The 25,367-nt window shown below is 56.1% G+C and carries 21 protein-coding genes and 1 pseudogene; 11 read left to right on the top strand and 11 right to left on the bottom strand.

Annotation, left to right across the window (positions count from 1 at the left end; all coding sequences use genetic code 11):
- The first annotated feature begins 1 nt into the window (after window position 1).
- Entirely contained in the window at window positions 2-1,777 is a 1,776-nt protein-coding gene (locus BFP70_RS05230; protein ID WP_066010320.1) for a calcium-binding protein, read from the top strand.
- Window positions 1,778-1,869: 92 nt separating this feature from the next.
- Here BFP70_RS05230 and BFP70_RS05225 read toward each other — a convergent pair whose 3' ends face one another.
- Window positions 1,870-3,264: a phosphomannomutase gene (locus BFP70_RS05225; RefSeq protein ID WP_066010319.1), complete on the bottom strand. Its 1,395-nt coding sequence runs from the start codon at window positions 3,262-3,264 to the stop codon at window positions 1,870-1,872.
- 680 nt (window positions 3,265-3,944) lie between these two features.
- Between BFP70_RS05225 and BFP70_RS20255 the strand changes: the two are divergent.
- A pseudogene (locus BFP70_RS20255) lies at window positions 3,945-4,271 on the top strand (IS6 family transposase); the annotation flags it as partial.
- A 219-nt stretch (window positions 4,272-4,490) separates the two neighbouring features.
- Here the strand turns inward: BFP70_RS20255 and BFP70_RS05220 are convergent.
- Entirely contained in the window at window positions 4,491-5,579 is a 1,089-nt protein-coding gene (locus BFP70_RS05220) for a hypothetical protein (protein ID WP_066010318.1), read from the bottom strand.
- A 107-nt stretch (window positions 5,580-5,686) separates the two neighbouring features.
- On the opposite strand from BFP70_RS05220, the gene cysD reads away from it, so the two are divergent.
- Window positions 5,687-6,592, top strand: a complete 906-nt coding sequence (cysD, locus tag BFP70_RS05215) for a sulfate adenylyltransferase subunit CysD (RefSeq protein WP_066010317.1) — start codon at window positions 5,687-5,689, stop codon at window positions 6,590-6,592.
- 43 nt (window positions 6,593-6,635) lie between these two features.
- On the top strand, window positions 6,636-8,549 hold the full coding sequence (gene cysN, locus BFP70_RS05210) for a sulfate adenylyltransferase subunit CysN (protein WP_066010316.1): 1,914 nt from the start codon (window positions 6,636-6,638) through the stop codon (window positions 8,547-8,549).
- Between the two features lie 169 nt (window positions 8,550-8,718).
- On the opposite strand, the gene BFP70_RS05205 is transcribed toward cysN, so the two are convergent.
- The 7 genes from BFP70_RS05205 to BFP70_RS05180 form a co-directional block, all read right to left on the bottom strand.
- On the bottom strand, window positions 8,719-9,885 hold the full coding sequence (locus BFP70_RS05205) for a nucleotide sugar dehydrogenase (RefSeq protein ID WP_066010315.1): 1,167 nt from the start codon (window positions 9,883-9,885) through the stop codon (window positions 8,719-8,721).
- A 3-nt stretch (window positions 9,886-9,888) separates the two neighbouring features.
- Entirely contained in the window at window positions 9,889-11,355 is a 1,467-nt protein-coding gene (locus tag BFP70_RS05200) for a mannose-1-phosphate guanylyltransferase/mannose-6-phosphate isomerase (RefSeq protein ID WP_066010314.1), read from the bottom strand.
- 152 nt (window positions 11,356-11,507) lie between these two features.
- Complete coding sequence (locus BFP70_RS20960; RefSeq protein ID WP_176715498.1) at window positions 11,508-11,675, bottom strand: hypothetical protein; 168 nt, start codon at window positions 11,673-11,675, stop codon at window positions 11,508-11,510.
- A gap of 151 nt (window positions 11,676-11,826) precedes the next feature.
- Window positions 11,827-13,566, bottom strand: coding sequence for a LamG-like jellyroll fold domain-containing protein (locus BFP70_RS05195; protein ID WP_066010313.1), 1,740 nt, complete (start codon window positions 13,564-13,566; stop codon window positions 11,827-11,829).
- A 10-nt stretch (window positions 13,567-13,576) separates the two neighbouring features.
- Window positions 13,577-13,924, bottom strand: coding sequence for a hypothetical protein (locus BFP70_RS05190; RefSeq protein WP_066010312.1), 348 nt, complete (start codon window positions 13,922-13,924; stop codon window positions 13,577-13,579).
- Window positions 13,924-14,187 carry a hypothetical protein gene (locus BFP70_RS05185; protein WP_066010311.1) on the bottom strand — a complete coding sequence of 88 codons (264 nt, stop codon included), beginning with the start codon at window positions 14,185-14,187 and terminating at the stop codon, window positions 13,924-13,926. The genes BFP70_RS05190 and BFP70_RS05185 overlap by 1 nt, the downstream gene beginning before the upstream one ends.
- A gap of 97 nt (window positions 14,188-14,284) precedes the next feature.
- On the bottom strand, window positions 14,285-15,157 hold the full coding sequence (locus tag BFP70_RS05180; RefSeq protein WP_255356594.1) for a glycosyltransferase: 873 nt from the start codon (window positions 15,155-15,157) through the stop codon (window positions 14,285-14,287).
- Window positions 15,158-15,299: 142 nt separating this feature from the next.
- Here BFP70_RS05180 and BFP70_RS05175 point away from each other — a divergent pair, with 142 nt between their 5' ends.
- Genes BFP70_RS05175 through BFP70_RS05170 form a run of 3 tightly spaced genes read left to right on the top strand, consistent with a single transcriptional unit; the run spans window position 15,300 to window position 17,840 of the window.
- Entirely contained in the window at window positions 15,300-16,589 is a 1,290-nt protein-coding gene (locus BFP70_RS05175) for an MBOAT family protein (RefSeq protein ID WP_066010310.1), read from the top strand.
- Window positions 16,574-16,741, top strand: a complete 168-nt coding sequence (locus tag BFP70_RS20955; RefSeq protein ID WP_176715497.1) for a hypothetical protein — start codon at window positions 16,574-16,576, stop codon at window positions 16,739-16,741. The genes BFP70_RS05175 and BFP70_RS20955 overlap by 16 nt, the downstream gene beginning before the upstream one ends.
- 13 nt (window positions 16,742-16,754) lie before the next feature.
- Entirely contained in the window at window positions 16,755-17,840 is a 1,086-nt protein-coding gene (locus BFP70_RS05170; protein WP_066010309.1) for a hypothetical protein, read from the top strand.
- Window positions 17,841-17,850: 10 nt separating this feature from the next.
- Here the strand turns inward: BFP70_RS05170 and BFP70_RS05165 are convergent, their stop codons facing one another.
- Window positions 17,851-18,879: a replication initiator protein A gene (locus tag BFP70_RS05165; RefSeq protein WP_066010308.1), complete on the bottom strand. Its 1,029-nt coding sequence runs from the start codon at window positions 18,877-18,879 to the stop codon at window positions 17,851-17,853.
- 478 nt (window positions 18,880-19,357) lie between these two features.
- On the opposite strand from BFP70_RS05165, the gene BFP70_RS05160 reads away from it, so the two are divergent.
- From BFP70_RS05160 to BFP70_RS05150, 3 genes are all read left to right on the top strand, one after another.
- Window positions 19,358-20,761, top strand: coding sequence for an AAA family ATPase (locus BFP70_RS05160; RefSeq protein WP_066010307.1), 1,404 nt, complete (start codon window positions 19,358-19,360; stop codon window positions 20,759-20,761).
- Between the two features lie 87 nt (window positions 20,762-20,848).
- Complete coding sequence (locus BFP70_RS05155) at window positions 20,849-22,015, top strand: ParB N-terminal domain-containing protein (RefSeq protein ID WP_083217369.1); 1,167 nt, start codon at window positions 20,849-20,851, stop codon at window positions 22,013-22,015.
- A gap of 185 nt (window positions 22,016-22,200) precedes the next feature.
- A complete protein-coding gene (locus BFP70_RS05150; protein ID WP_176715496.1) occupies window positions 22,201-23,544 on the top strand; it encodes a hypothetical protein in 1,344 nt (447 codons plus the stop codon).
- Between the two features lie 48 nt (window positions 23,545-23,592).
- Here BFP70_RS05150 and BFP70_RS05145 read toward each other — a convergent pair whose 3' ends face one another.
- The gene (locus BFP70_RS05145) at window positions 23,593-24,483 is read right to left on the bottom strand and encodes an ExeA family protein (RefSeq protein WP_083217367.1); all 891 of its coding nucleotides are present in this window, start codon (window positions 24,481-24,483) and stop codon (window positions 23,593-23,595) included.
- A 323-nt stretch (window positions 24,484-24,806) separates the two neighbouring features.
- On the opposite strand from BFP70_RS05145, the gene rfbC reads away from it, so the two are divergent.
- Window positions 24,807-25,364, top strand: a complete 558-nt coding sequence (rfbC, locus tag BFP70_RS05140) for a dTDP-4-dehydrorhamnose 3,5-epimerase (RefSeq protein ID WP_066010305.1) — start codon at window positions 24,807-24,809, stop codon at window positions 25,362-25,364.
- Window positions 25,365-25,367 lie beyond the last annotated feature (3 nt).

The following is a 25,367-nucleotide window of genomic DNA, read 5'->3' as shown; positions in this document are numbered from 1 at the left end:
GATGGCCACATTTTATTCTTTGGGAACAGTTAATTACTCAGAAATTGACTTGAATTACTATGATAGATATCTGGACGATTTACTGTTTTTCCCCAATACAACCTATGCGGAACTGGGGATCGACACCGAATATGAGCCGATCTTTAGCGGCTACACCACATTCGATGCCTATGCGCTGGAAGTGAACGATACGGAAGAGGGCTCTTACGGGCTGTTCGTATTTGGGAACGGCTTTACCGTTGATGGGGACGGGGAGTTGGTATCGGGCACGATCACAGCCATTGGTGAGCTGGATGTTGATAGCACAGTCGAATGGGTTTTGCGCGATATTACGGTCGATGTGGACACGGTGCGCGCCGCCATTGTCAGCGCAACGGCCAATGATGACTTACGGCTCATTTTGGACCTGCTGTCCGGCGATGATCTGATGTATTTGTCGGGCAGTGCGGATTTGATGACCGGATCACTGGGCAATGATACGATCTACGGCGGAAATGGTGCGGATCTGATCCGGTTGGAGGCCGGGAATGACCTGTATTACGACACCCAACAAGACGGCGTAAACGGCAGCGACACCGTCTATGGCGGCAATGGCAATGACACGATTTACAGTGGCGGCGGTGAAGATTCCATCATTGCCGGTACAGGCAATGATCTCATATATCTGGGCAATGGTGATGACGCCGTCTATGGGCTTGACGGCTATGACACGATCTATGCCGGGGCGGGCAATGACGTGGTCGCCGGTGGCAATGGCCGGGATCTGACCTATTTGGCCGAAGGGAATGATTATTACTCTGATACCGGGCAATCAGGCACCAACGGCCAGGATACCGTCTTCGGGGCTGCGGGCTCTGATACGATTTATACCGGCGGCGGCAATGACAGCATCAACGGCGGGATCGGCAATGACCTGATCGTTGCAGGCGCTGGAAATGACAGGGTCTTTGGAGCCGATGGGTTCGATACCATCAATGCGGGCGAGGGCGATGATTTCGTAAATGGCGGAAATGGCCGTGACAGGGTCAGCCTGGGCGCGGGCAATGACCTTTATAATGACACGGTCCAAAATACCGTAAACGGTGCCGATACGGTGTATGGCGGCAATGGGATGGACCGGATCTTTACCGGCGGCGGAAACGATCAGCTGTGGGGCGACGCGGGCAATGATACGCTGGGTGGTGGCGTCGGCAATGATACGCTTTACGGCGGCAGCGAGAATGATCTGCTGACGGGCGAATCCGGCAATGACATGCTGTATGGCGGTTTTGGCAATGATACGCTGAATGGTGGGAATTTCGACGACCGTCTGGATGCCGGGCAGGGCGATGATTTGGTCATTGGCGGAAATGGCCGCGATCTGGCCTTTCTGGGTGCGGGAAACGATGTATTCCAAGACAATGGCCAAGGGGGCTGGTCCGGACAAGACACTGTGTTGGGTGGTGCGGGCAATGATACGATCATTGGCGGCGGCGGCACGGATCAATTGGCCGGCGAAGGTGGCGATGACGTCCTGACCGGCGGTGCCGATCTGGACCGGTTCATTTTCACAACCAATGGCGGCAATGACATCATCACCGACTTCACCGCTGATGAGGATCGCCTGTTCTTGAACACATCCCTATGGGGGGATGAAGACCTGACACCAGAAGAGGTCATGAACAGCTATGCGTCTGTTGTTGACGGCGATGTGGTCTTCAGCTTTGACACCACAACGATCACGCTTTCTGAAATCTCGGACATGGACGCGATTTTGAATGATCTGGTCTTGATCTGATCGCCCCTGGCTGATCGCCTTGGGTCAAAAGACTTGCGCCGATGCCTGCAGCCAGCATCGGCGTAAGATCGGATTTTCACGATATGCTTTTATCAGGTCAGCTGTGTGACCAGCTGCGCCAAATGCGCTGTCACCAGTTCCTGTGCGCGCTGTGCGCTGCCGGCTTCGGCGTAGCAGCGACATTCCGGCGCATTGCCAGATGGGCGCAGGTGCACAATCTCATTGCTGGCAAATGACACGCGCAGCCCATCTGTCAGATCCAACTCTGTTTCCTGTCCTACGCTGGCAAAAAATGCCGCGCGCGCATTGGCATCTTCGGTCAGGGTTGCGATCAGGCGTTGTGACTTTTCTGTCGGCACATCTTGCACCCGGTCGGCCGCGGTAAACCGCGCTGGCAACCCCGCCACAAGATCAGCAATGCTTTGACCACGTTCTTGTGCCTGTGCAAGCGGCGCCAAGATCGGCAACAGACAATCGCGCGTTGCCAATGGCTGCAAGATACCCTTCGGGCCCTGCGCGGCAAACCCCAGTAGAAATCCGCCATTTGCCTCATATCCGACCGTCTTGATATCGGCGGTATGTGCCAAGGCGGTTTCCATCGCAGCAATCACAAAGGGCGACCCGATCTGCGTGCGCTGCACCTGTTTGAAGCCCATCTGATCGACCATCGTGTTCGATGAAATCGGAGTGCAAATCAGATCCGCCCCAAGAAACTGCGCCGTAAGTGCACCCAGCACATCGCCTGGTACAATCTGTCCCGCCGCATCTGTCACCATCGGCCGATCCGCATCGCCATCCGTGGAGATCAGCGCATCCAACCGATTGTCCTGACACCATTGGCGTAGCTGTGTGCGGGTTTGCGGATCCACCGCTTCGGTATCCACAGGAATAAACTGGTCAGAGCGTGCCAATGGCACGGGTTCTGCGCCCAGCTCTACAATCGCCGCCATCAAAACATCGCGCGCCACAGAGCTGTGCTGATAAATCCCAATCCGCAGACCGGCCAAGGCCTGCGTCCCGAAACCGACGCGGTAGCGATCCAGATACTCTGCAACAACCGCATCAGCCATACGCTTTGTGCCGCGCGGCGTGGCAACCGGCCACTTCTGTCCCAGCGCGGCCAAAATGGCCGTTTCATCCGATTTCGCGATTTCCCCCTGAGGAACATAGAATTTCAGCCCGTTGCGATCTGCCGGAATATGGCTCCCTGTGACCATCACCGCACCAGCCTGGGCCTGCATCGCCGCAAGCGCCAAGGCAGGTGTGGGAACCGCACCCGCATCCACGGCCTCTAACCCGGCATCTTGGATTGCAGCAATCACAACAGCGGCGATGTCAGGCGAAGAGGGGCGCAGATCGCGCCCAACATAAACACATCTCCCTTGCGGGCATGCCGCAATAAAGGCCCGGACATAATCCGTGATCAAAACAGGCGTCAGATCCACAACAAGGCCGCGCAGGCCACTGGTTCCAAATTTGGGAGGCATGTCGTCTCTTTCTAGCAAGGCCTTAAAGACATTGGCGTATAATGGGCCCAGCATGGCCACTGTTCCCCTTGGGTGCAAGCCCCGGCCAATGGCTTATATACAAACTTGGCCTGCGGCAGGATGGCTCTGTCGCGAAATTTTCTGTTACGGGCTTTTCTTGGATATGTCAGCCTCATCAGTTGATAGCGAGAAAGATGTCAGCAACCATCTGCTGCAGAAACGGCGTCATCATGCCACCAGTTGCGCGTAATATCGCGGTGGATTGCCAAGGCGGTCTCGGCCAGCTGTGTCAGCGATCTTTGGCTTTATCGACTGCGCCTGAAGCAGGCTCGCCAAGCTTCTACGTTTATCGAGGTTCAGTTCACGATGGGGCCGCCTCATCATATCCTACTGATATACATCAAAAAATTTTTGAATAATGAAATCCAAAGTGAAATATGTCTGCTAAAAAATAGAAACTAGTAATCTGTGTTATGGAATATATAGAAGGTAACGTAGCGGTGCGCTCCGTGGCCACTGAAAACGGAAACACAGCGACAAGGTTGCCATGATCACGTGGCTTCGCGCTCCTCTGGTGCCAAATCCCAGAGGGCATTGCCAAGTTGTTTGTGGCCGCCGACGTGGGTAGAGGTCTGGCATGCTGATCGCGTCTTCCATGCCGCGTCTGAAGGGCTATCGTTTTCCGTGTGAGGCTGATTGCTCAATTCGGCCAGCCAAGGGTCGTCATCCCCGACAAGCAGCCCAAGCGACATCAAACCGATCGCCCGCCAGGCATTAGGTGCCGATCATCGGGCCCACAAGGGCCTCAACAACAAGATCAAGGGCAGCCACAGGCCGACGCGGCGGCGGGAAAAATCATGGGGCGGTTCACGTCACCCAACCAGGCACAGCGGTTCTTCACCGCCCATGACCAGATCAACGCCATTTTCAACCCATGCCGCTATCGCCATGCAGGGGCTGATACATTCAGCCTCTGGACCGGCTATGCCTGCGAGATGACCGCCTGAGAGGCTTGGGTCAGGCCGCATACGGCCAGATCAAAATAACTTGGCAATGCTGACTAAGGAATTCCGATAAAAAATCCCGTTTCACATTTCACGACCCGCTGGCCAGTTTAGGCGTACCATTTCTCGACAGTCTTCTGGGAAACCGTCGGTGCGGCCATGTGGCGTCGCCAAATGTCGATGGCACGTTCTTGATCGGCGCACGCATGCCGCGTTTTCCGCTTATACCGAAAGCCAGATCGCGCTGGTCTGTAATTTATACATCACCCCTAACTGGCCATTGACCCCTAAGGCCGCATAGATCTGTTTTGAACAGCTGCGCGTTGTGGCAATGGTCCAGCCCAAGATATCACTGGCCTGCTGCAAACTGTGCCCATCACAAATCAACATGGCCAGCCGCGCTTCGCTTAGAGGAAGCCCGAAGTGATGCGCCACCTGCCCGGCCATGTGATCGTGCAGTTGCGGTGCACAGCGGATCAGCCCGAACACGCCCCGCAACATATGTGGATCGGGTTGCAACACCATCTGCATTGGCGCGGCGCCAGATAAATCAATTGCCTGTGCCCCCCCGTCACTGGTCTGCGCCGCCGCGAATATCTGACGGAACGCCCGGGCGATATCTGGCGTGGTGAATTCTGGCCAGCCCGCAGCATTCAGCGTCATCTGTGTGCCCGCCAGCCGGTCGCGCAGCCCCTTTGACTGCGCGATCACCCGACCTGAGCCCGAAAACCGGCACCAAAACCCACCCAGGGCCTCGCCAATACGGCGGTCGCGCGCTGCGGCTTGCTGCGCGTGCCATCGCGCCTGCCAGCCCTGAATGGCCGGCCCCAGATATGGCCCCAACCGCGCCATCGCCGCCCCATCGGCGGCGCGAAAATCCCGCCCCCGGCGCCCCAGAACCAGCACAGCATGGCTATCACCATCAATACGCCAGCGCAGCGCCCGTACCGGATCGGGCCAGGGATGCGGGCTTGGCAGATCCAGCTGCGAATAGACACGTTGGCTGCGCATCCGTTCCAACACCTGTTGCGCGCGCGGCAAGGGCACATCCCCAACCTGCCACGCCTGCACCACATCCCCATGGCGCAGCTGCCACAGACCCGCACCCACGGCCTGCGTCATCTGTGCCAGGCGGGTTAAAAACACCGACCATGCGCCATCCAACGCCTCGGCATCGGTCCATGGCTCCGCGCCCTGTGCTCCCTCTGGGCCACCGTTGGGGCTGGAAACACTGTGTTGCGCACCATCATGGCCGCGCACCACACCGCTGGATGCAAGAAAAAGCGCTGCAATTACATCTTGTTCTGTCAAAATACCCTCTTGTTAGGCATAAGGATTTCAGCTTACCCACCAAATGGGGGGTTATGTGAAACCTGCCGCGCGTTACCTCTGGTGTCAAACGTATTAGAGATTGTGCCATGACCGAGACATCCCTGACCCACCTCAAACGTCTGGAAGCCGAAAGCATCCATATTCTGCGCGAAGTTGCCGCCGAAGCAGAAAACCCTGTCATGCTGTATAGTGTGGGCAAGGACAGCGCGGTAATGCTGCATCTGGCGAAAAAGGCCTTCTACCCGTCCCCGCCGCCCTTCCCGCTGATGCATGTCGACACGACGTGGAAATTCAAAGCCATGTATGAACTGCGCGATCGTGCCGCCCGCGAGGCCGGGATGAAGCTGATCGTACACCAAAACCCCGAAGCCAAGGAAAAAGGGATCAACCCGTTTGACCATGGCAGCCTGCACACCGATATGTGGAAGACCGAAGGTCTGAAACAGGCGCTGGACAAATACGGGTTTGATGCCGCCTTTGGGGGCGCGCGCCGCGATGAGGAAAAATCGCGCGCCAAGGAACGTGTGTTCTCGTTCCGCACGGCCAGCCATCGCTGGGATCCCAAAAACCAACGGCCAGAGCTGTGGAACCTGTATAACGCACGCAAAGCCAAGGGCGAGAGCATGCGGGTCTTCCCGATCTCAAACTGGACCGAGCTGGACATCTGGCAATACATCCATCTGGAAGGCATTGAAATCGTGCCGCTGTATTTCTCGGCGCCGCGCCCGACCGTGGAACGTGACGGCATGTTGTTGATGGTGGATGATGACCGCTTCCCGCTGCGCGAAGGCGAAGAACCACAGATGCGTTCTATCCGGTTCCGCACATTGGGCTGCTACCCGTTGACGGGGGCTGTGGAAAGCGAAGCCGCGACATTGCCAGAGGTCATTCAGGAAATGTTGCTGACCACCACATCAGAGCGTCAGGGCCGTGCGATCGACCATGATCAGGCCGCCTCGATGGAGAAGAAAAAGCAAGAAGGTTACTTCTAAGCCGCTTCTCCCAGGACCGTTACGGATTTCAGGTATTTCAAAAATGACCGACACAACTCAAGACCCGATCTACAAGACCGACGCGCTGATCGCGGAAGATATCGATGCTTATCTGCAGGTGCACCAGCATAAGACCATGCTGCGTTTCATCACCTGTGGATCGGTGGATGATGGCAAATCGACCCTGATCGGGCGGCTTTTGTATGATTCAAAGATGATCTTTGAAGATCAGCTAGCAACGCTGGAAGCCGATAGTAAGAAAATGGGCACCCAGGGCGAAGGCATTGATTTCGCTTTGCTGGTCGATGGTCTGGCTGCAGAGCGCGAACAGGGCATCACCATTGACGTGGCCTATCGTTTCTTCGCCACCGAGAAACGCAAATTCATCGTGGCCGACACACCAGGCCATGAACAATATACCCGCAATATGGTCACCGGCGCCTCGACCGCCGACCTGGCCGTGATCTTGATCGATGCGCGCAAAGGCGTGCTGACCCAGACCCGGCGCCACAGCTATCTGGTGAAGCAGCTGGGCATTCGCCATGTGGTGTTGGCGGTTAATAAGATGGATCTGGTGGGCTATGATCAAAAGGTCTTTGATCAGATCGTGGCCGATTATACCACATTTGCCGATAGCATCGGGATTGATGCCTTCACCGCGATTCCGATTTCGGGCTTTAAGGGCGACAATATCACCGGCCCGTCAGAGAATACCCCATGGTATACCGGCACCGCGCTTTTGCCGCATCTGGAAACGGTTGAGGTTGATAACACGCTCAAACAGCAAGGCCCGTTCCGCATGCCGGTGCAATGGGTCAACCGTCCGAACCTGGATTTCCGCGGCTTTGCCGGTTTGATTGCCGGTGGCACGGTGAAACCGGGTGATGAGGTGCGCGTTCTGCCGTCTGGCAAGACATCAAAAATCGCGCGGATCGTTGCGATGGAAGGTGATCGCGATCAGGCGGTGGCCGGTGAATCCGTCACGCTGACGCTGGAAGATGAGATCGACTGTTCGCGTGGTCAGGTGATCGTGGCGGCGAAATCCCCGCTGGAGGTTGCCGATCAGTTCGAAAGCACCATCGTGTGGATGGATGAACAGCCATTGGTGCCCGGACGGGCCTATTGGCTGAAGATCGGGGCGCAAACCGTGTCCGCCACCGTGCAGGCCCCGAAATATGAGGTCAACGTCAACACCCAAGAACAGATCGCATCGAAAACGCTGGATCTGAATGCGATCGGCGTGGCCAATATCACCACCGACCGCGAAATCCCCTTTGCGGCCTATGCCGAAAGCCATGATCTGGGCGGGTTCATCTTGATCGATAAGATGAGCAACCAGACCGTTGCTGCCGGGATGATCCATTTCGCATTGCGCCGGGCACAAAACGTGCATTGGCAGGCGACCGATATCGGCCGTGACCATCATGCGGATATGAAGCATCAAAAACCCGCCGTTCTGTGGCTGACCGGCCTGTCAGGGTCGGGCAAATCCACCATTGCCAATATCGTCGAAAAGAAATTGGCCCGGATGAACCGCCACACATTCTTGTTGGACGGGGACAATGTGCGCCACGGCCTGAACAAGGATCTGGGGTTCACCGAAGCGGATCGGATTGAAAACATCCGCCGTGTGGGTGAGGTGGCGAAGCTGATGACCGATGCCGGTCTGATCGTGATCACGGCGTTCATCTCTCCGTTCCGCTCGGAACGTGACATGGTGCGCGGCATGATGCAGCCGGGCGAATTCATGGAGATCTTCGTGGATACGCCACTGGAAGTGGCCGAAGAGCGCGATGTGAAAGGGCTTTATGCCAAGGCACGGTCTGGCGCGTTGAAGAACTTCACCGGGATCGACAGCCCCTATGAGGCCCCCGACGCTGCAGAGCTGCGCATCGACACCACCGAGATGACGCCAGAAGAGGCCGCAGATCTGATCATTGCGCGCCTGATCCCATAATCACATGCGGCGGGGTCACCCACCCCGCCGCATATTTGGACCGCGGATCTGACTGTGATCGCGTGTCTTTCTTCAAGATTATAAAAAAGGCTGCATCTGATACCAGATACAGCCTTTTTATTATAGTCTTACGGGTATTTCAGAAATTACAAAATACCTGTAAAGAGGATCAATCCGCGCCGAACAGATCGCGGGTGAAAATTTTCTCTGCGACATCTGCGATATCATCCGTGACCCGGTTGGCAACGATCAGATCGGCTTGTTGCTTAAACGCTGCCAGATCATTGACCACACGCGAGCGGAAGAAATCAGGTTCCGTCAGGACGGGTTCATAAACGATCACCTCGACCCCTTTGGCCTTGAGCCGTTTCATGATCCCCTGAATAGAACTTTGACGGAAATTATCCGACCCGGCCTTCATCACCAGACGGTAAATCCCGACGACCTTGGGGCCGCGCATCAAGATCTGATCAGACAGGAAATCCTTGCGGGTGCGGTTCGCCTCAACAATTGCACGGATCAGGTTCTGCGGCACATGGCTGTAATTAGCCAAAAGCTGTTTGGTGTCTTTGGGCAGGCAATACCCACCATAACCGAAAGAGGGGTTGTTGTAATGCGATCCAATGCGTGGGTCCAACCCGATGCCTTCGATGATTTCGCGGGCATTCATCCCACCTGCCATCGCATAGCTGTCCAATTCGTTGAAAAACGCAACCCGCATCGCAAGATAGGTATTGGCGAACAGTTTGATCGCCTCTGCCTCGGTCGGGCCGGTGAATTTGACCTCAACATCCTTTTTGACCGCGCCTTGTAGCAGTAGCTCGGCAAAAAGGCGTGCGCGTTCGCTGTCTTCGCCGACGATGATCCGCGACGGATACAGATTGTCATAAAGCGCGCGACCTTCGCGCAGGAATTCCGGGCTGAAGATTACCTGCTCTGTATCCATTTCAGCACGGATACTGTCCACAAACCCTACGGGAATGGTGGATTTCACCACGATGGTCGCGCGGGTGTTCACCGCCACCACCTGCGCAATCACATCCTCCACAGTGGAGGTGTCGAAATAATTTGATTTCTCATCGTAATTCGTCGGCGTCGCAACGATCACATAATCCGCACCTTCAAAGGCGGGTTGGGCCTCAGTGGTGGCCACCAGATCCAGATCTTTGGTGGCAAGGTACTCTTCCAGGTCGACATCTTCGATCGGACAAGTCCCGGCATTGACCATATCCACACGGCGCGCATCAACATCCACAGCCACAACCGTGTTATGCTGCGACAGCAGCACCGCATTCGACAGGCCAACATAGCCCAGCCCGGCAACAACAATTTTCATCGGTTATCCTTTTTCACCCTGGCCGCGCGCATAAACATCTTCATAACGGACGATATCGTCTTCACCCACATAGGATCCTGTCTGCACCTCGATTAACACCATCGGCACCTTGCCTGGATTTTCCATCCGGTGCTTTGATCCCAACGGGATGTAGACCGACTGATTTTCGGTGACCAGTTGAACCGTGTCATCACAGGTCACCCGGGCCGTGCCTTCAACCACGATCCAATGTTCAGAGCGGTGGAAATGCGATTGAAGGCTAAGCGCGGCACCGGGGTGCACATGAATGCGTTTGACTTGGAACCGGTCGCCCACCACCAGGCTTTCAAACCATCCCCAAGGACGGTGATCTTTGGGAAAATGCGTGGCCTGCGCGGATTTTTTCGCCTTCAGCGCATCGACGGCTTTTTTCACATCTTGTGCGCGGCTCATATCTGCAACCAGAACCGCATCGTTCATCGCCACAGCCATCACGTTTTTCAGTCCGATACCGACCAATTCCAACCGATCACTGTCAGAGCGCAACAAACTGTCCTCGCAGTCAATCGCCGTGGCCGCGCCTGACACACCAACGCCCGTATCATCGCGCGCGCCTTCACGCCATACCGCATCCCAACCGCCCAGATCCGACCAACCGGCCGAAAACGGCACGACTGACAGTGTATCGGCCTTTTCCATCACGGCATAATCAATCGAGATATCCGCAGCCCCTGCCCAACTGTCAGGATCCAGCCGCAAAAACCCCAGATCGGGCTTGGCCGCATTGACCGCCGATCGCACCGGTGCGAATAACTCAGGGGCATAGGTTTCAAAGGCTGTGATGATATCGGCCACGCGGAACAGGAAAATACCGGCGTTCCACATGAAATTGCCAGCTGCCAGCATTTGCACCGCGCGCTCGGCGTCGGGTTTTTCCACAAAACGTGACAATGCCACCGGAGCCATGCCTTTGGGTTCGTGGGCCAGTTCCAGATAGCCGTAACCGGTTTCGGGCCGATCTGGCGCAATCCCGAATGTCACCAGATTTCCTTGTTCAACCGCACTAAGTCCGGCCGCGATTGCCGCATGAAATGCGTCCGTGTCGGGAACCACATGATCGGACGGGGCCACAAGCATCACTGCTTCGGGATTTTGTCCCGCCAGATGCAGCGCGGCGGCCAAAACCGCAGGGCCAGTGTTGCGCCCTTCGGGTTCAATCAAAACCGCGCCGGGGTCGATCCCGATCTGGGCCAGCTGCTCGGTCACGATGAACCGGAAATCGGAATTGGTCAGGATGATAGGTGCATCAAACGCCAATGCATGCGCCGCCGACGTCCCCGCCAACCGCACAGCTGAAGCCTGAAACAGCGTCTGTTCGCCCACCAGGGGAACGAATTGTTTTGGATAAGATTTGCGTGACAAAGGCCACAGTCGGGTACCAGACCCACCGGCCAGAATGACAGGCGTGATCGAGACAGATGAGGTGGTCATAAAAATGCCCGCTTGTAAGATGCAATCACGCGATCAAAACAAGCGTATGGCAGAAAGTCCACCACTGGCCGCGCGAAATTTGCAATCGCTCTGCAAATCTTGCACGAATGCTGCGCAATCCACCTCTTGCAAGGGAAATTCCCTGCAAAATTCTAAAAAATCAGCCCGAACAACGCACTGAGCAACCATAGCCAGAAAATCGCCCCAAGCGCCGCACAGGGCAAAATCCACCATCCCGCCAAAAATGCGACTGTCGTCGCAGGGTCTCGCCGGGGCAAATCCCGGCCCTGGCCAATATCTTTGCTTACCACATAGCTCATAACACATATACCTTCCGCTGAAGACATTGCGTCGCGACCCCGCCGCACCGCACCCCATCAGCCCCATACACTCACCCACCCACCACAGTGTGGCATGAATATGTATGAAGTATTAACGCCCCAATGGTCTCATTGGGAGCTGGGGCGCGGCCTAACCTGCCAGACTGTCCAAATACCCCTGCAAACCAGCCAGATCGATGGCTTGCACCGCACCATCGCGGGTTAATGTCACCCGATCTTGCGCCTGTAGCTGCGTCACGAGCGGCGCCACGCCTGGCCCGTTCAACACGGGCAGGATTGCATCAGCCAAAGCCGGAGCGATATTGGCGATATTTTCCCAGCCGTAGGGATGCAACGAGTCCACACTATGGGAGAGGGCAAAATAATCGCCGTCCAGATAGATTACACGCTCAGGCGCTGCACTGGCTGCAATTGCGGATTGAATAAAGCCCGATTGCGCTGAACGGCTGCCTGAAAACGGCTTGATCACGCAGATCATCGCCCCTGGCAGCTGTGCCAGCATATCATCCAGAAATGTCGTCCATCCCGCAGTTGTATCATTGCCACCATCATTGGCCCCGATCATCACCACCACCAAATCCGGCGGTGTGGTGAAATCGCGTGCCAGCCCATCCCACATCTGGTTCCAACTGGTCCCGATCACAGGCACATTGCCGGTGCCAAGCGCATTGATCCCAAGACTGCCGTAACCAACATTGCCAAATTCTGCGCCGATCATCGCGCCCAGTTGCCATGACCAACTTAACTGCGCATCATGGGCGCTGCCCGCATCGGTGCCTCCACGGGTGCGAATGCCCTCGGTGATACTGTCGCCTAAAAACAAGACCCTGCGGTCGTGCTGCCGTGCCGTGCCAAGGCTTGCACCCACTGGCAAACGCAGCCCGGTGAATTTCAAGGCAGGCTGTTGTGTCGCCCAACGCCCATCCGTGACCCGGATCGCGGAAAACACCAGCTCCAGCGTGTGGCTGGGCGCAAGGGCGGTGAACTCGGGCATCTCACAGATGATTTCCGTGTCCAGCACAGCATAAACCCATGCCTGGCCGTCAATCCGGTATTTGATCCGGTTCGGGGCATATGGCCCGCTTGGATCAAAGGTCAATGTGCAGGCATCTCCGGTGAAATTGGCCCGTATATAGGCCCCCGGTGTGATTGATTTGGCCTGCGTTGCCCCAATGTCCCAAGTATACGGTGAATAGACCAATCCGGCATCATCGGGGGTGATTTCCACATAATCCGGTTCTGCTTCGGCTGTGGCACCCGCTGTATCCACCCCATCACTGTCCAACTGCCATAAGGCAATCAAACCCGCTTCATCGCCCGCATAGGCCGCACTGCTTGGCGTAAAGCCAGCGGTATGGCGTAGCCCGTCCCAAACCGCAGCACCGTCAACTGCGCCGTTGAATTGATAGCTCCCCGCGCCCGACGACAATGCGACAGTGCGCAGCGTAAAGGGCCGGTCAAAGGTCATATTGGCCACATGATTGGTGGTGAATGTGGTGTTATAGACCTCAACCCCATCCACATAGGCACGCACGGTATCGGTGGAAAAATCGACATGAGCTTCCAAATGATGCCACAGGCCATCACTGATCGATACGCCCAGATCGACCGTCGCATTCGGTGTATTGCCGATATACAGACCGGCATTGCCATTGGTTTCATGGCGGAAATACAGCGCATTCCCCTGCCCGCCAATAACACCAAATGCGCCGGGGGCGGATGCGGCCTTCACCCACACTTCGATGGTGAAATCGCTGGCCTGGGTGATCAAGACGGTCGGTGTGGCACCATAGCCACCGTTCAGCGCGCCACTCCCGAATTTCGGCGCGTTGGTGTCAAATGTCGGATTTGTCAGGGTCAGATCGGTCATCGGAAAATCCTTATGCAAGAAGGGTCAATGGCAGCTGCACATAGCCACCGCTGCGCGCAGCCAGCAGGCTCCAACCCGCTAAATCAGGTGTTAGATCAGGGTCCGGATCTGGTATGTCAGGGGGCGGCACATAGGGGCCAATATCGCGCGCCCGACCAAGGGCCACGATCAATACATGATCAACATCGCTCAGGGGCAAAACCGCGGGTAAGGTCGTGGACTCGGTCCAGGTGGCGCCATTGTCGCGCGACCACCGAAATCCAAAGACCCGTCCCGACACAGTGATGGATCCATCAGGGTTGCGCCGCGCCGATAACCCGTCGCCTGCGCCAATAAATCCCGAAGATATGCCGATCATCAGACCAGCCCCACGATCGCATCCGCCGTGGTTCCATTGGCATAGACCCGCTGCACCCGCAGCCCATGCACACCCCCCGGTGCCATATTGGCAAATGTCACCACACCGCCGCCAGCCAACAAGACGGTCACATCACCACCATATCCCAGATACAGCCCCCTGGTGACCTGCGGCAGATCCACGCTGTCACTTGGGACAACAGAAAACCCACGCTGCGCGGGCGATGTTAAAACAACGGGGTAATCACGAAAGTGATCCATCATAAAGGGCTCCTGTTTTAATGGCCCTGTCATGATTTTAGAAATTTCTGTGCAAAGCCTTAGAGCACAGAGCGCTGGCTGTTGCCCGCGTTACACAAGATCAGCGCCCGCGGCTCCAACTGGTGGTTTTGGGCCCTATACGCACCGCCAGATGCACTGCCATATAGGCTGCAAAACCTGCCGGCATCGTGGCCGCCAATTCCAAGATCCGCTTGCGGGTCAATGAATGTTTGCCTTCGTTTTCCAACATATGTGGCCATAGGCGGGCAATTTCCTCTACTCCGGCATCTTGACGTTTGCGCACCTTTACCATCGGGCGGAACCCTTCAATCATCGGCCAGTGATAACATGCCGGGACTTCGATCCGCTCAGATGGGGTGAAACACAGCCGCACGAATGTATCGTCGGAAATGATCTTGGGAAATGCGTCCCAACGCGCGCGCCCCGCCGGATTGACCGCAAAGAACCCCGCGCCCACTGCGCCACTTTCGACAAATGGCAGACGCTGCCAAAATCGGGCATAGGCCCGGGTGAAGCCACTGCGCGCGCGCGTCACTTGCAATGTGCCCGTTGCATAGCGTGGCTGATCAGTATCCAGCGCCCGCGCCACCTGCCCGATCAGCTGTGGATCGCAAATCACATCTGCATCCAGAAAAATGCGGGCCATATGCGGCTCTAACGCCGCCTCCGCCCGGTCCAGCGCTGCCAGCTTGCCACCTTCGGGGCTGTCAAGACAGATCAGGACATGGCCTGCTGCCTCAAACCGTGCCTCAAAGGCACGCACCTGATCAACTGTCGTATCACTGCAGCCATTGGCAGACACCACGATCCGCATCATCGGCACAGAAACCTGATCAAGCAGGGCTTGCAAACAGGCATCAATATAATCGGCTTCATTATTGGCCGGAATGACCACGCCAACCATCGTCCCCGCCGTGTCACGGTCAAAATTACTAGGTTCCAAATCCGGCATGGATCACCTTACATCGCCTAAAATTACGTCACGCCAGATCTATACCGGCCCGAACCACGATAAAAAGCCATATTGTTTTTATGGCTGTGCTAACCGTGAACTTTATTCACATATGCAAATTTTTATATAGCTGGTCACGAAATTGCTCTTTTCACAACTGGATTTCTGGTTTTTTTTCGCAATCGTCTTTGCGCTGTATTTGGTGCTGCCCTTACGTGGGCAAAACCGAATGTTGCTGGTGGCCAGCTATATCTTTTATGGGGCATGGGACTGGCGGTTTTTACTGCTGATTGGTGGATCGACCCTGATCAACCACGCCCTTGCGCTGCGCATTCATAATGCGCGCGCGCAGACCCATCGCTGGCACGCCATGATGGCCTCTGTCGTGATCAATCTGGGTATCTTGGGGGTGTTCAAATATCTGAACTTCTTCATCGACAGCTTTATTGCCCTGGGAGATCGGTTGGGCATGGATCTGCCCCCCAGTTCATTGACCATTATCTTACCAGTGGGGGTGTCATTCTTCACCTTTCAAACGCTCAGCTATACGATCGATATTTATCGCCGCAGATTAAAGCCGGCGCGCAATGTGTTGGATTTCGCATTGTTCGTGGCGTTTTTCCCGCAGCTTGTGGCCGGCCCGATTGAACGGGCATCGCATCTTTTGCCAGAAATTTGCGCGCCGCGCCGGGTAACATGGGATGGGCTGTCGCGCGGGGCTATATTATGCCTGATCGGGCTGATCAAAAAAGTGGTCATCGCCGATGCCATCAGCCCGTCTGTCGATGCGGTCTATGCCAATCCCGATCCATCAGGTGGGGCGGTGATACTGGCCACATGGCTGTTTGCAGTGCAAATCTATTGCGATTTTTCGGGCTATACAGATATTGCGCGCGGCGTGGCGCGGATGCTGGGGTTCACCCTGATGCGCAATTTCGCCCAGCCCTATTTTTCCACCACCCCACAAGAGTTCTGGCGGCGCTGGCATATCTCATTATCCACATGGTTGCGTGACTATTTATACATTGCGCTTGGCGGCAATCGCAAAAGCTCTTTGCGCACAAAAATCAATCTGATGGCCACAATGGTGCTGGGCGGGCTGTGGCATGGGGCGGCGTGGAATTTCGTTCTATGGGGGGCCTATCAGGGCGGGCTTTTGGTCGGCCACCGACAGATCACCCCAATGACAACGCCTGCGCAGCCTGGTCCGTCGGGGCGGATGGCTGCGGCCGGGCGCGCGCTATGGCATTGTGTCAAAGTCGCGCTATTCTTTCAGATCATCTGCTATGGTTGGCTGTTGTTTCGTGCGGACAGCTTCGGGCAAGTGGCGAATTTTACCGCGCAGTTATTCACCACCCGGCTGTCAGACTTCACCCATATTCCAATGCCCCCCTGCCCGCGCCTGCACTCTGCGCTATGGCATTTTTGCTGATCTGGGACATTGCAACCGAGGTCACCGGCCAACCACGCTTTTACCAAAACTACCCGCGCCTGATGCGTGCGGGGATATATGCTGTGCTAATCTATCTATTGGCATTTGGTGCCACGACCCAGCCCGGTGCCTTCATCTATTTCCAGTTCTGATCCGGAGCCCCCGATGCGTGACGCTTTTAAAACACTCGGTCTGGTCGCGATCCTGCTGATCGGGTTGGACGGTGTGCTGGCCGCGGTTTTATCAGGACCTGCCCCAAACAGTCTGAAACGGTTTTTCGAATATGGCCGCTCGGTGCCGGGAAAAATTGCCCTGTGGCAAGCCACTCCCGGCCAGCCAGGCGATATGACAAATGTATCCTGGCGCGACGAGATATTGGCAAAATCCCGCGCAGAGTTTGCAACCGAAGACAGCACATCGGTGTTGCGCGTCTATGGGATGTCATTTGTTGATCAGATCGCAAGGGCGGCACAAAAGGTGGATCCTGCGTTGATCGTGGATCTGCATTCGGGTCCCGCAGCGCCGCCCAATTTCACCTATGCTATGGCACAAGATGACCGGGTCAACCGCCGCGCGGGCGATGTGGTCATTTGGGGTGTGCTGTCGTCATCGGTGCCTGCGATGGCATCTTATTCCAACCGGGTCTGGCAATTTGAACAACCCGCGCCCTTCACCTATCCGGTTTACCACCCTGACAGCACGGGCTTGCGGCGACAGGATCCAGTTTTAACCACGCAGGCACAGCAGCACCTTCTGGCCACAGATCCGGATCTGCAACGCGCATGGGACCGCCAGTTGCATGACACGGACGCGCTTTATGTGCCCGCCGCCTTTATGTGGCCTTGGCTGGATATATCCCCTTTCGCGCGGCTGATACGGCGTGCGCTGGTCACCGGGGAAATCGCAGACCGTAAAGCACGGATTATCGCCCAGCCAAAGGCGGGGCCCTATCCCTATCAAAATGTGCTACAGGGTATGGCGTTGAATCTGGCGCAACAGGCCCGGGCAGATGGGCAAATCCTGATCGTGGTTCTGGCGCAAACCGGGGATCCGCGCGATGTGGATCTTTTGGCACTTCTGGGGCCATTCCTAGAACAGCATGGCATTCCCTATCTGGCCACCGCCAAGGTGCAAGACCCGCGTGACGCGCGTGCCTTCATACCCGATGGCCATTACACCGATGCCGTCAACGCGCGCTTTGGCGCGGCGGTTGTAGATCTGTTGAACCGGCTTGGCATGCCGCCCAGCTGACACGCCCCCATCACCCCGCTTGCGCCTGACGGCTTTTCACAAACCCCAAGAAAGCAGCATCGCGCGATCGCAGCCTTGGCCGCCCCGAAGTGACCCAAAACGCCCGCCACTCGCTTTCCAACGCATAGATATCCCACCCTGGTGCCAGGGCCCGTGCGTGCTCAATCGTTTCTGCTTTCAACGCGCCGGGACCTGCGGTCTCGGAGATCTCAAACATCTTGTCGCGCAGATGGAAACGGATCAAATCTCCGGGCTCTTCGCTGATTGCGTAATCAGGCAATGTATCGGCGGCAATCATATCGCGGATCATCTTGCGAAACACTCGACGCGGGCTGGCCGATCCCGATTTTTTCAACAACGTCTCCACCGAGATCCGCCAGCTTTCTTGCCGCCCGCAATGTTTGCGCGCCAGCTCATAGATCCGCCGCTCCAGCGGTTTGCGCAGCCGGAAATAATCGCGGCTCAGCGTCAGCACCGATTTCGACAGCACCGCACGAAACAGCCAATCCGACAATGTCACCGCAACAGACACCATCCGCCCACCGCGCGCCTTGCGCAAAATTTCCCAGCTTTCGATCAGGCCAAACCCCGATGTCACCTCCAGGCCGCCGGTGGTCAGATTGGTCTTGATCCGTGTGCCCGCCAGCCGTTCAAACGCCTCCGTCAACCGCCGATAGGCATCACCCGATGTCTCACGGTTGGTGGCCTGTAACAGATCATGCGCGGTCAATGTCAAACGCCGTGACACCGCGCGCCCGGCATTGACCGCGCCCATCAGCTGACTGATACAAAAGATCAAGATGTCCTTGTCATGGATCGTGGCCAACCCTTTGACCGACGGCGTGACCTCGATCTGCGCACCGTTATGTTCGTATTTCAGCACCCGTAAATCAGGTCGGGTGGACAGTGAAAAAATCGGATGTTCCATCGTTGCCAGATCCCCTTTGGGAATGGCATCAAAGATATCGCAAAGAAAGAAATCGCTGCGCGGAATCTCGGGCATAAATACCCCATCTCCGGCCACGGATGTGCCTGCCATGATTGTCTGCCCGTATATGCACCGCCAGGGTTGATCCCCATGCTGATGCTGTGCCGCTCGTTTTTTTGCTCGTCCCAGACCTTATTTGGCCTGTGGATTACTTCGTGGTTTTAGTGACACCCACCCTAAGCATGCCCCCCCTGCCCGTCCAGCCTTTCCATCGGGGGTTCAGAGTCGCGCTTTCGGGGTATCAGAGTCACATGATCGGGGGTTCAGAGTCGCTTTAAACATTAAGATCTATATATTTTTATTTTATTTCAGTTGTTTATCTTCAACATAAAATACCCGTAACACTATAAATAACTCATTTCTAACAAAGCTATTTTTTATCCACATGGCAGCGGCCTTGGCTCAGAACCCGGAAAATGCCAAGAAAAACAGGGCAAAACACCAAGTTGCGATTCGCCACCTGTTGAATTTCCTTCCATATGTCGTGTTTTTCGGTATGATGCGGAAAAGACGGCACATGAGGCATAAAATGGCACAAGACCATCCAGAGCACCCGCCCTATTTCAATATTGATCCCGACCAGGCCTTAAAGGAATTGGATCAACCGATCACTTCTGACGGGTTTGCGCAGATCGCACAGGCTTGCAGCCGTGGGCGTGATGATCTTGCATCTCGGGGGATGAATGAAGACGGGCGTAAAACCCTGCGTCTGTTTTCCACTTGGGAAATCACCCGCTATTTGATCCCTGTGGCAACCCCGCATTTCCGCCGGGTTTTACGGGCCAATCCCGACCTGCCCCAGGGCACATCGGAATCCGAAGGGGGTGCGAAATGGTTCACCCTTGATGAGGTGCTGCGGCTGAGGGCCCATTTTGCCGCCGAAGGATCCAAGGCAAAAGAATACCGCCCCTACCGCCCGAAGGGGCTGGCGGCGAAAATGGTTGCGGTGGCGAATTTCAAAGGCGGGGTCGGTAAGACCTCGACAGCGGCGCATCTGGCGATGTCGGCGGCCTTGGATGGCTATAAGGTGCTGGTGATTGATCTGGACAGTCAGGGATCGATGACATCGATTTTTGGCGGCAAGGTGGCCGATGAATGGGAAACTGTTTTCCCGCTGCTGGCGCGCCATTATGCCAGCTATCAGCAAAAGGCCAATCAGGGGCGCATTGACCGGGGCGAGGCCGCGGTGCCGCTGGATGAAACGCTGACCGAAGCGCTGAAGATACGTGCGCCTGAAATCATCCAGAAAACCCATTGGCCCAATATTGATCTGATTGGGGCGCAGCTGAATCTATATTGGTCTGAATTTCAGATCCCGGTCTGGCGGATGCAAGGCCGGGGCTGGAAACTGTGGGATGCGCTGACCGATACATTAGAGGCCGATGGTGTGCTTGATGATTATGACATCGTCTTTCTCGATACCCCGCCTGCACTTGGTTATCTGACGATCAACGGGCTGGCGGCGGCGGATATCTTGCTGGTGCCTTTGGGGGCGTCTTTTCTGGAATTCGATTCCACAGGACGGTTCTTTGACATGTTGCATTCCACCTTTGCTTCGATCGAGGATGGGGAGAATATGGCGGCCCGTGCGCTGGGGCGGGAGGAAATGAATTTTCAATGGGATGCGGTGCGTGCCGTTGTCACCCGGTTTGATGGCGCACAACAAGGGGAGCTGGCCTCGCTGATGCAGGCCTATCTGGGCCGCACCCTCTCGCCGCATAAACAGGATTTCACCGCGCTGATCGGTCAGGCGGGGGAGCAGGTCAACGGCATCTATGAGGCCGATTACCGTGACTTCAACCGTGAAACCTATGTGCGTGGTCGCCAGACCTTTGATGCCACCTATGCCGCGTTCAAACGGTTGCTTTTGGGCAGTTGGCGCCGTGATGAGCTGGCATTGGCGGATACGGCAGTATCAGAGCCCGCACAATGATGCGCAGCGCGCGGTCAGTTTACCGCGCGCTGACCTGTCCGCATAGAGCCTGAGGCAGCTCTGCGGTTGTGATATAAGGAGAACGACATGGCCAAGCGCAAACGCCTGACCCCTGCCCGTCCGGATTTTCTTCAAACCTCACCGGAGGCGCCCATACGCCCCCCCCTGTCTGATCTGGCACTTGGGGATGCGCTCTCGGTGCAAACCGATCCGCAGACGCCCACACATGGCGTGCCCCCTGATGATGACATGGAAACAGCTCTGCCTTCCGATCTGGAAACCAAAGCGATCTTCCCGATGGGAGTGGCGCGCACCGTCACCCATAAAACGGGCGTGCGCCCGCCCATTGCCAAGGTCGCCGGTGATGCCTCGGACCGCGCGGCATTGGAAGAGCTGTCTGAAATGGTGGCACAGGCCCGTGCCAATGGGCGTATGGTCGAAGCACTGCCTTTGGATCAGATTGATGCAGGCCATCTGGTGCGCGACCGTTTGACCAGCGATGATGAGGATATGGCCGCGCTTGTCGCCTCGATCCGGGCGCGCGGACAACAAACCCCGATTGAAGTGATCGACAATGGCTCTGCCGCGCAGCCGCGCTATGGGTTGATTTCGGGGTGGCGGCGTTTGGCGGCGTTGCGCCAGATTTCAAATCAGGCACAACAGAGCCTTTCTGCAGCACGCATTTTGGCAGTGATCCGTAAACCAGAGACATCGCAAGATGCCTATGTTGCGATGGTTGAAGAAAACGAGATCCGCGCAGATATCAGCTTTTATGAACGTGCCCGTATCGTGGTCAAAGCGATGGAACACCAGGTGTTCGATACCCAAAAACAGGCATTGCAGAGCCTGTTTGCCAATGTTTCGCGTGCGAAACGTTCCAAGATTAAAAGCTTTATGACGCTGGTCGAACAGCTTGACCCGGTGTTGCGTTTTCCGACGGCGATTTCCGAACGTGCCGGGTTGGATCTGGTTAAGCGGCTTGAGGCGGATCCCGATCTGTCAGCGCGATTGCAAGATCGGCTGCGTGCCGCACCACCCTCTGACAGCGCCGCAGAACAGATGTTGCTTGCAGCAGATTATGCAGCCCCGGCAGTGCCAACAGGTCCCGATGCAGCCCCCGTGCCCGCTGCAACCGAAGAGATGCCCGATGTAAAATTCGACCCTATAACGGGAGAAATTCGGATTTGTGGGCCGCAGGTGGATGTGGCTTTGCAGCGCGCCCTTCAGGGCTGGCTGCGCAAGCGCTATTCATGATGCGCTGAAAAATCTTCCCCTGTCCCGGGGATATGCCACGTATTCAGGCACGGCCACCAGGGATATATGGCTTGTCAATATAGACGCCTGGACCCGTGTTTGCGCGCGGGACAGGCATGCATTTTTGTGCTAAAGTTCATTTTTGTAATGGTCTTATCTTACAGCCTGCTCATAAGGATTTCACAGTGCGACCCAACATCATTTCGATGGTCGCGTTGAGCTGTTTTTGTATTGGTGTTGCGGCCCCATCCGGGGCTGTCACACTGCTTGATCCGGTATTTACGTTCAACGCACCTACTGCAACAACAGGAGATCAATTCGGATCTTCGGTTACGATCTTTGACGACAAAATTCTGATCGGTGCTCCGCAAGCCGATACGAATGGCGTTTCCAACTCTGGTGCCGCCTATATGTATGATCTGAACACAGGAGGGCTGCATGCGGTACTGTCGCAGCCCAATCCGCAAGTGTCGGCAAATTTCGGCTATTCGGTCTCTATGTCGGCGGATCAGGTGGCCGTCGGGGCGTATCGTGCGAATGCTTCAGGCGTGTCATCCGCCGGCGTGGTCTATGTGTTTGGGACCGATAGCGGCGCGTTAAACTATCAGGTTTCTGCGCCGGCGCCTGAAACTTCGGGATATTTTGCACAGTCTGTGGCCCTATCAGATGAGGATCTGGTGGTCGGCGCGCCCAGGCATTGGTTGGAATATGTCGGCCCTTCTGGCGCGGCCTTTCATTTCGCCGCCGATACAGGAACGGCCCGGGGGGAATTGACCAATCCAGACCCTACAGGGGCGGATTTCTTCGGCACGTCGGTCGCTGTATCTGGCGGATATGCGGTTGTGGGCGCATATGGCGATGATCCAGATGGCGCGGCTTCGGCCGGATCGGCCTATGTCTATGACACAGCTACGGGCGCGCAGGTGTCGACCCTGACATCCCCGGAACCGGCGGCCTATAGCTATTTTGGCAAATCGGTGTCTCTTTCGAATGGCTATGTGCTGGTGGGGGCCTATGGTGCAGATCCGGGCGGTATCAGCAGCGCAGGCGCTGCCTATGTATATGATGCGATCACGGGTGCCTTGGTCTCTACGCTGTTAAGCCCGGAACCAGAACGGTTCGATTGGTTTGGCTATGCCGTGTCGATTTCAGGGGATTATGCGCTGATAGGGGCTCATCGGGCCGATCCGTATGGCATCAGCAATGCTGGTGCTGCCTATGTGTATAATATCCATGATGGCGCGTTGCTGGCCACATTGACCGCCCCCGACCCGGAGCGTTCCGATTATTTCGGCTATGCGGTGTCCCTATCGGGTACGATGGCTTTGGTTGGGGCCTATGGGGCGGATGCAGGCTATCTGTTTGATCTTAGCCATGTGGTTCAATCTGCATCCGTGGTGGCAACCCCTATACCATCGGGGATCCTATTGCTGATGTCGGGTCTGTTGGCGGGTGGTTATCTGACCCGGTCGCGTCAAAAGCGTGATCTACAGGCGCGTAAAATGGGGGCGCAAGATACGGCTCTATAAAGAGCACCCCCAATGTTTCGCATGCGAAACATTGGGGGATATTGCAGCTTAGGCCACTTTGGCCAATGCGGTCCCAGGCGCTGTATCCGCATCCGTGTGGCCGGCCAGCGCAAAGATGAATGTGCCGGCCTCTTGCATGACTGTATCGACAAAATCACGGTCGATCTGCATCTGAAGATCGGTATAGGCATAGACCAATGTCAGATCACAAATTTGGTTGATCAATCGGGGGATACCGCCTGACATCGCGTGGATCCGGGCCTTGGCCTGTGGGGTGAACAGCCCCGGCTGCGCCCCCGCCACCTGAAGCCGGTGGTCAATATAGGCCGCAGTTTGCCTGCTGTGCAATGCGCACAGTTCGGTCCAGACACCGATACGCTGTGTGAAATGCGCCATATCTTCCTGGCGCAACCTGTCGCCCAAATCGGGCTGACCGGCCAAAACCAACTGAATCAATTCTCGTTTTCCGACATTGATATTGGTCATCAATCGCAGGGTTTCCAGGGCAGCCCGGTCTAGGTGCTGGGCTTCATCCACGATTAAAACCGTATGTTTGCCGCGGGATAATTGCCGGGCCAGAAACCCTTCAAATTGATCAACTAGACTGTTTTGGGGCAGATGCAATGTGTATTGCACCCCCAGGGACTGCATGATCCAGCGCAGGATTTCGGCAGATCCCCGTGCGGCATTTTGCAGCAAAATGGGCGTTGTATCGGCGGGCAGGTCGCGCATCATATGACGCAGAATCGTGGTTTTTCCACTGCCGGTGATGCCGGTCATAACCGTTATCGGCGTGCGGCTTTCAATACTGTAGCGCAGTAAGGTTGCCGCTTTGGAATGCGCCGGCGACAGATACAGGAAATCCGGGTCAGGCAGCAATGAAAATGGTCGTTGCGACATGCCAAAATGCTGACCGTAAATATGCATCATATTGGACATTGGACGCGACTCTCTGACTCGTGAATGATTAAATTTTTACCCTTAATTTTCATCTCTAATAAAGGCTTTGGGCAAAACCATGGCCAAAACATGACCCAGGCTGCAGAAATTACCCTGCCCTACAGCCACTGCGGCCTTTGCACGATGCCAGAGAAATGGACAAACATCGCCTGAACTGCCCTGGGCTGCCGCATAACGGTTGTGATTTCTTAATAAATTGCGCAGGCTTCGCCGAGGTGGGTCTGCCAATCTGCGCATTCTTGTGAAGACTGCAGGCAGGTGGGCCGCGCCATATTGAAACCGATGCAAGACGAGCTTTGACCATGATCGAACAAACCGCCCTCCCCGGCGTTGTTATCGTAACTCCACCGCGTTTTGGCGACCATCGGGGTTTTTTCTCTGAAAGCTGGAACCGCAAGAAGCTGGAAAGCGAAGGCCTGCACCTGCCTGAATTTGTCCAAGACAACCATTCCCTGTCGCGCGAAAAAGGCACCGTGCGCGGTTTGCATTTCCAATCGCCGCCGCATGCGCAAGGTAAGCTGGTGCGCTGTGGCCGAGGGTCGGTTTTTGATGTGGCGGTGGATGTGCGCCGCGGCTCGCCGACCTATGGGCAATGGGTGGGGGAAACCTTGTCATTTGAAAATGGCAAACAGCTGTGGATTCCGGGCGGGTTCTTGCACGGGTTCATGACGCTCGAAACTGATAGCGAGCTGGTCTATAAATGTACCGATCATTACGCGCCGGACTGCGATGGCGCAGTGAAATGGGACAGCTGCGGGATCGACTGGCCGATTGACGATATCACCCCGATTATTTCAGAGAAGGACGAAAAGGCGCAAAGCCTGTCCGATTTCGACACACCTTTTACCTTTGAGGGCTGAGCC

Origin of the sequence: Thioclava sp. SK-1 (assembly GCF_001705665.1) — a bacterium.
In the GTDB taxonomy this organism is placed as follows: Bacteria; Pseudomonadota; Alphaproteobacteria; order Rhodobacterales; family Rhodobacteraceae; genus Thioclava.
Note: the sequence above shows the minus strand (reverse complement) of the source record. Positions and strands in the feature narration are given on the sequence as shown.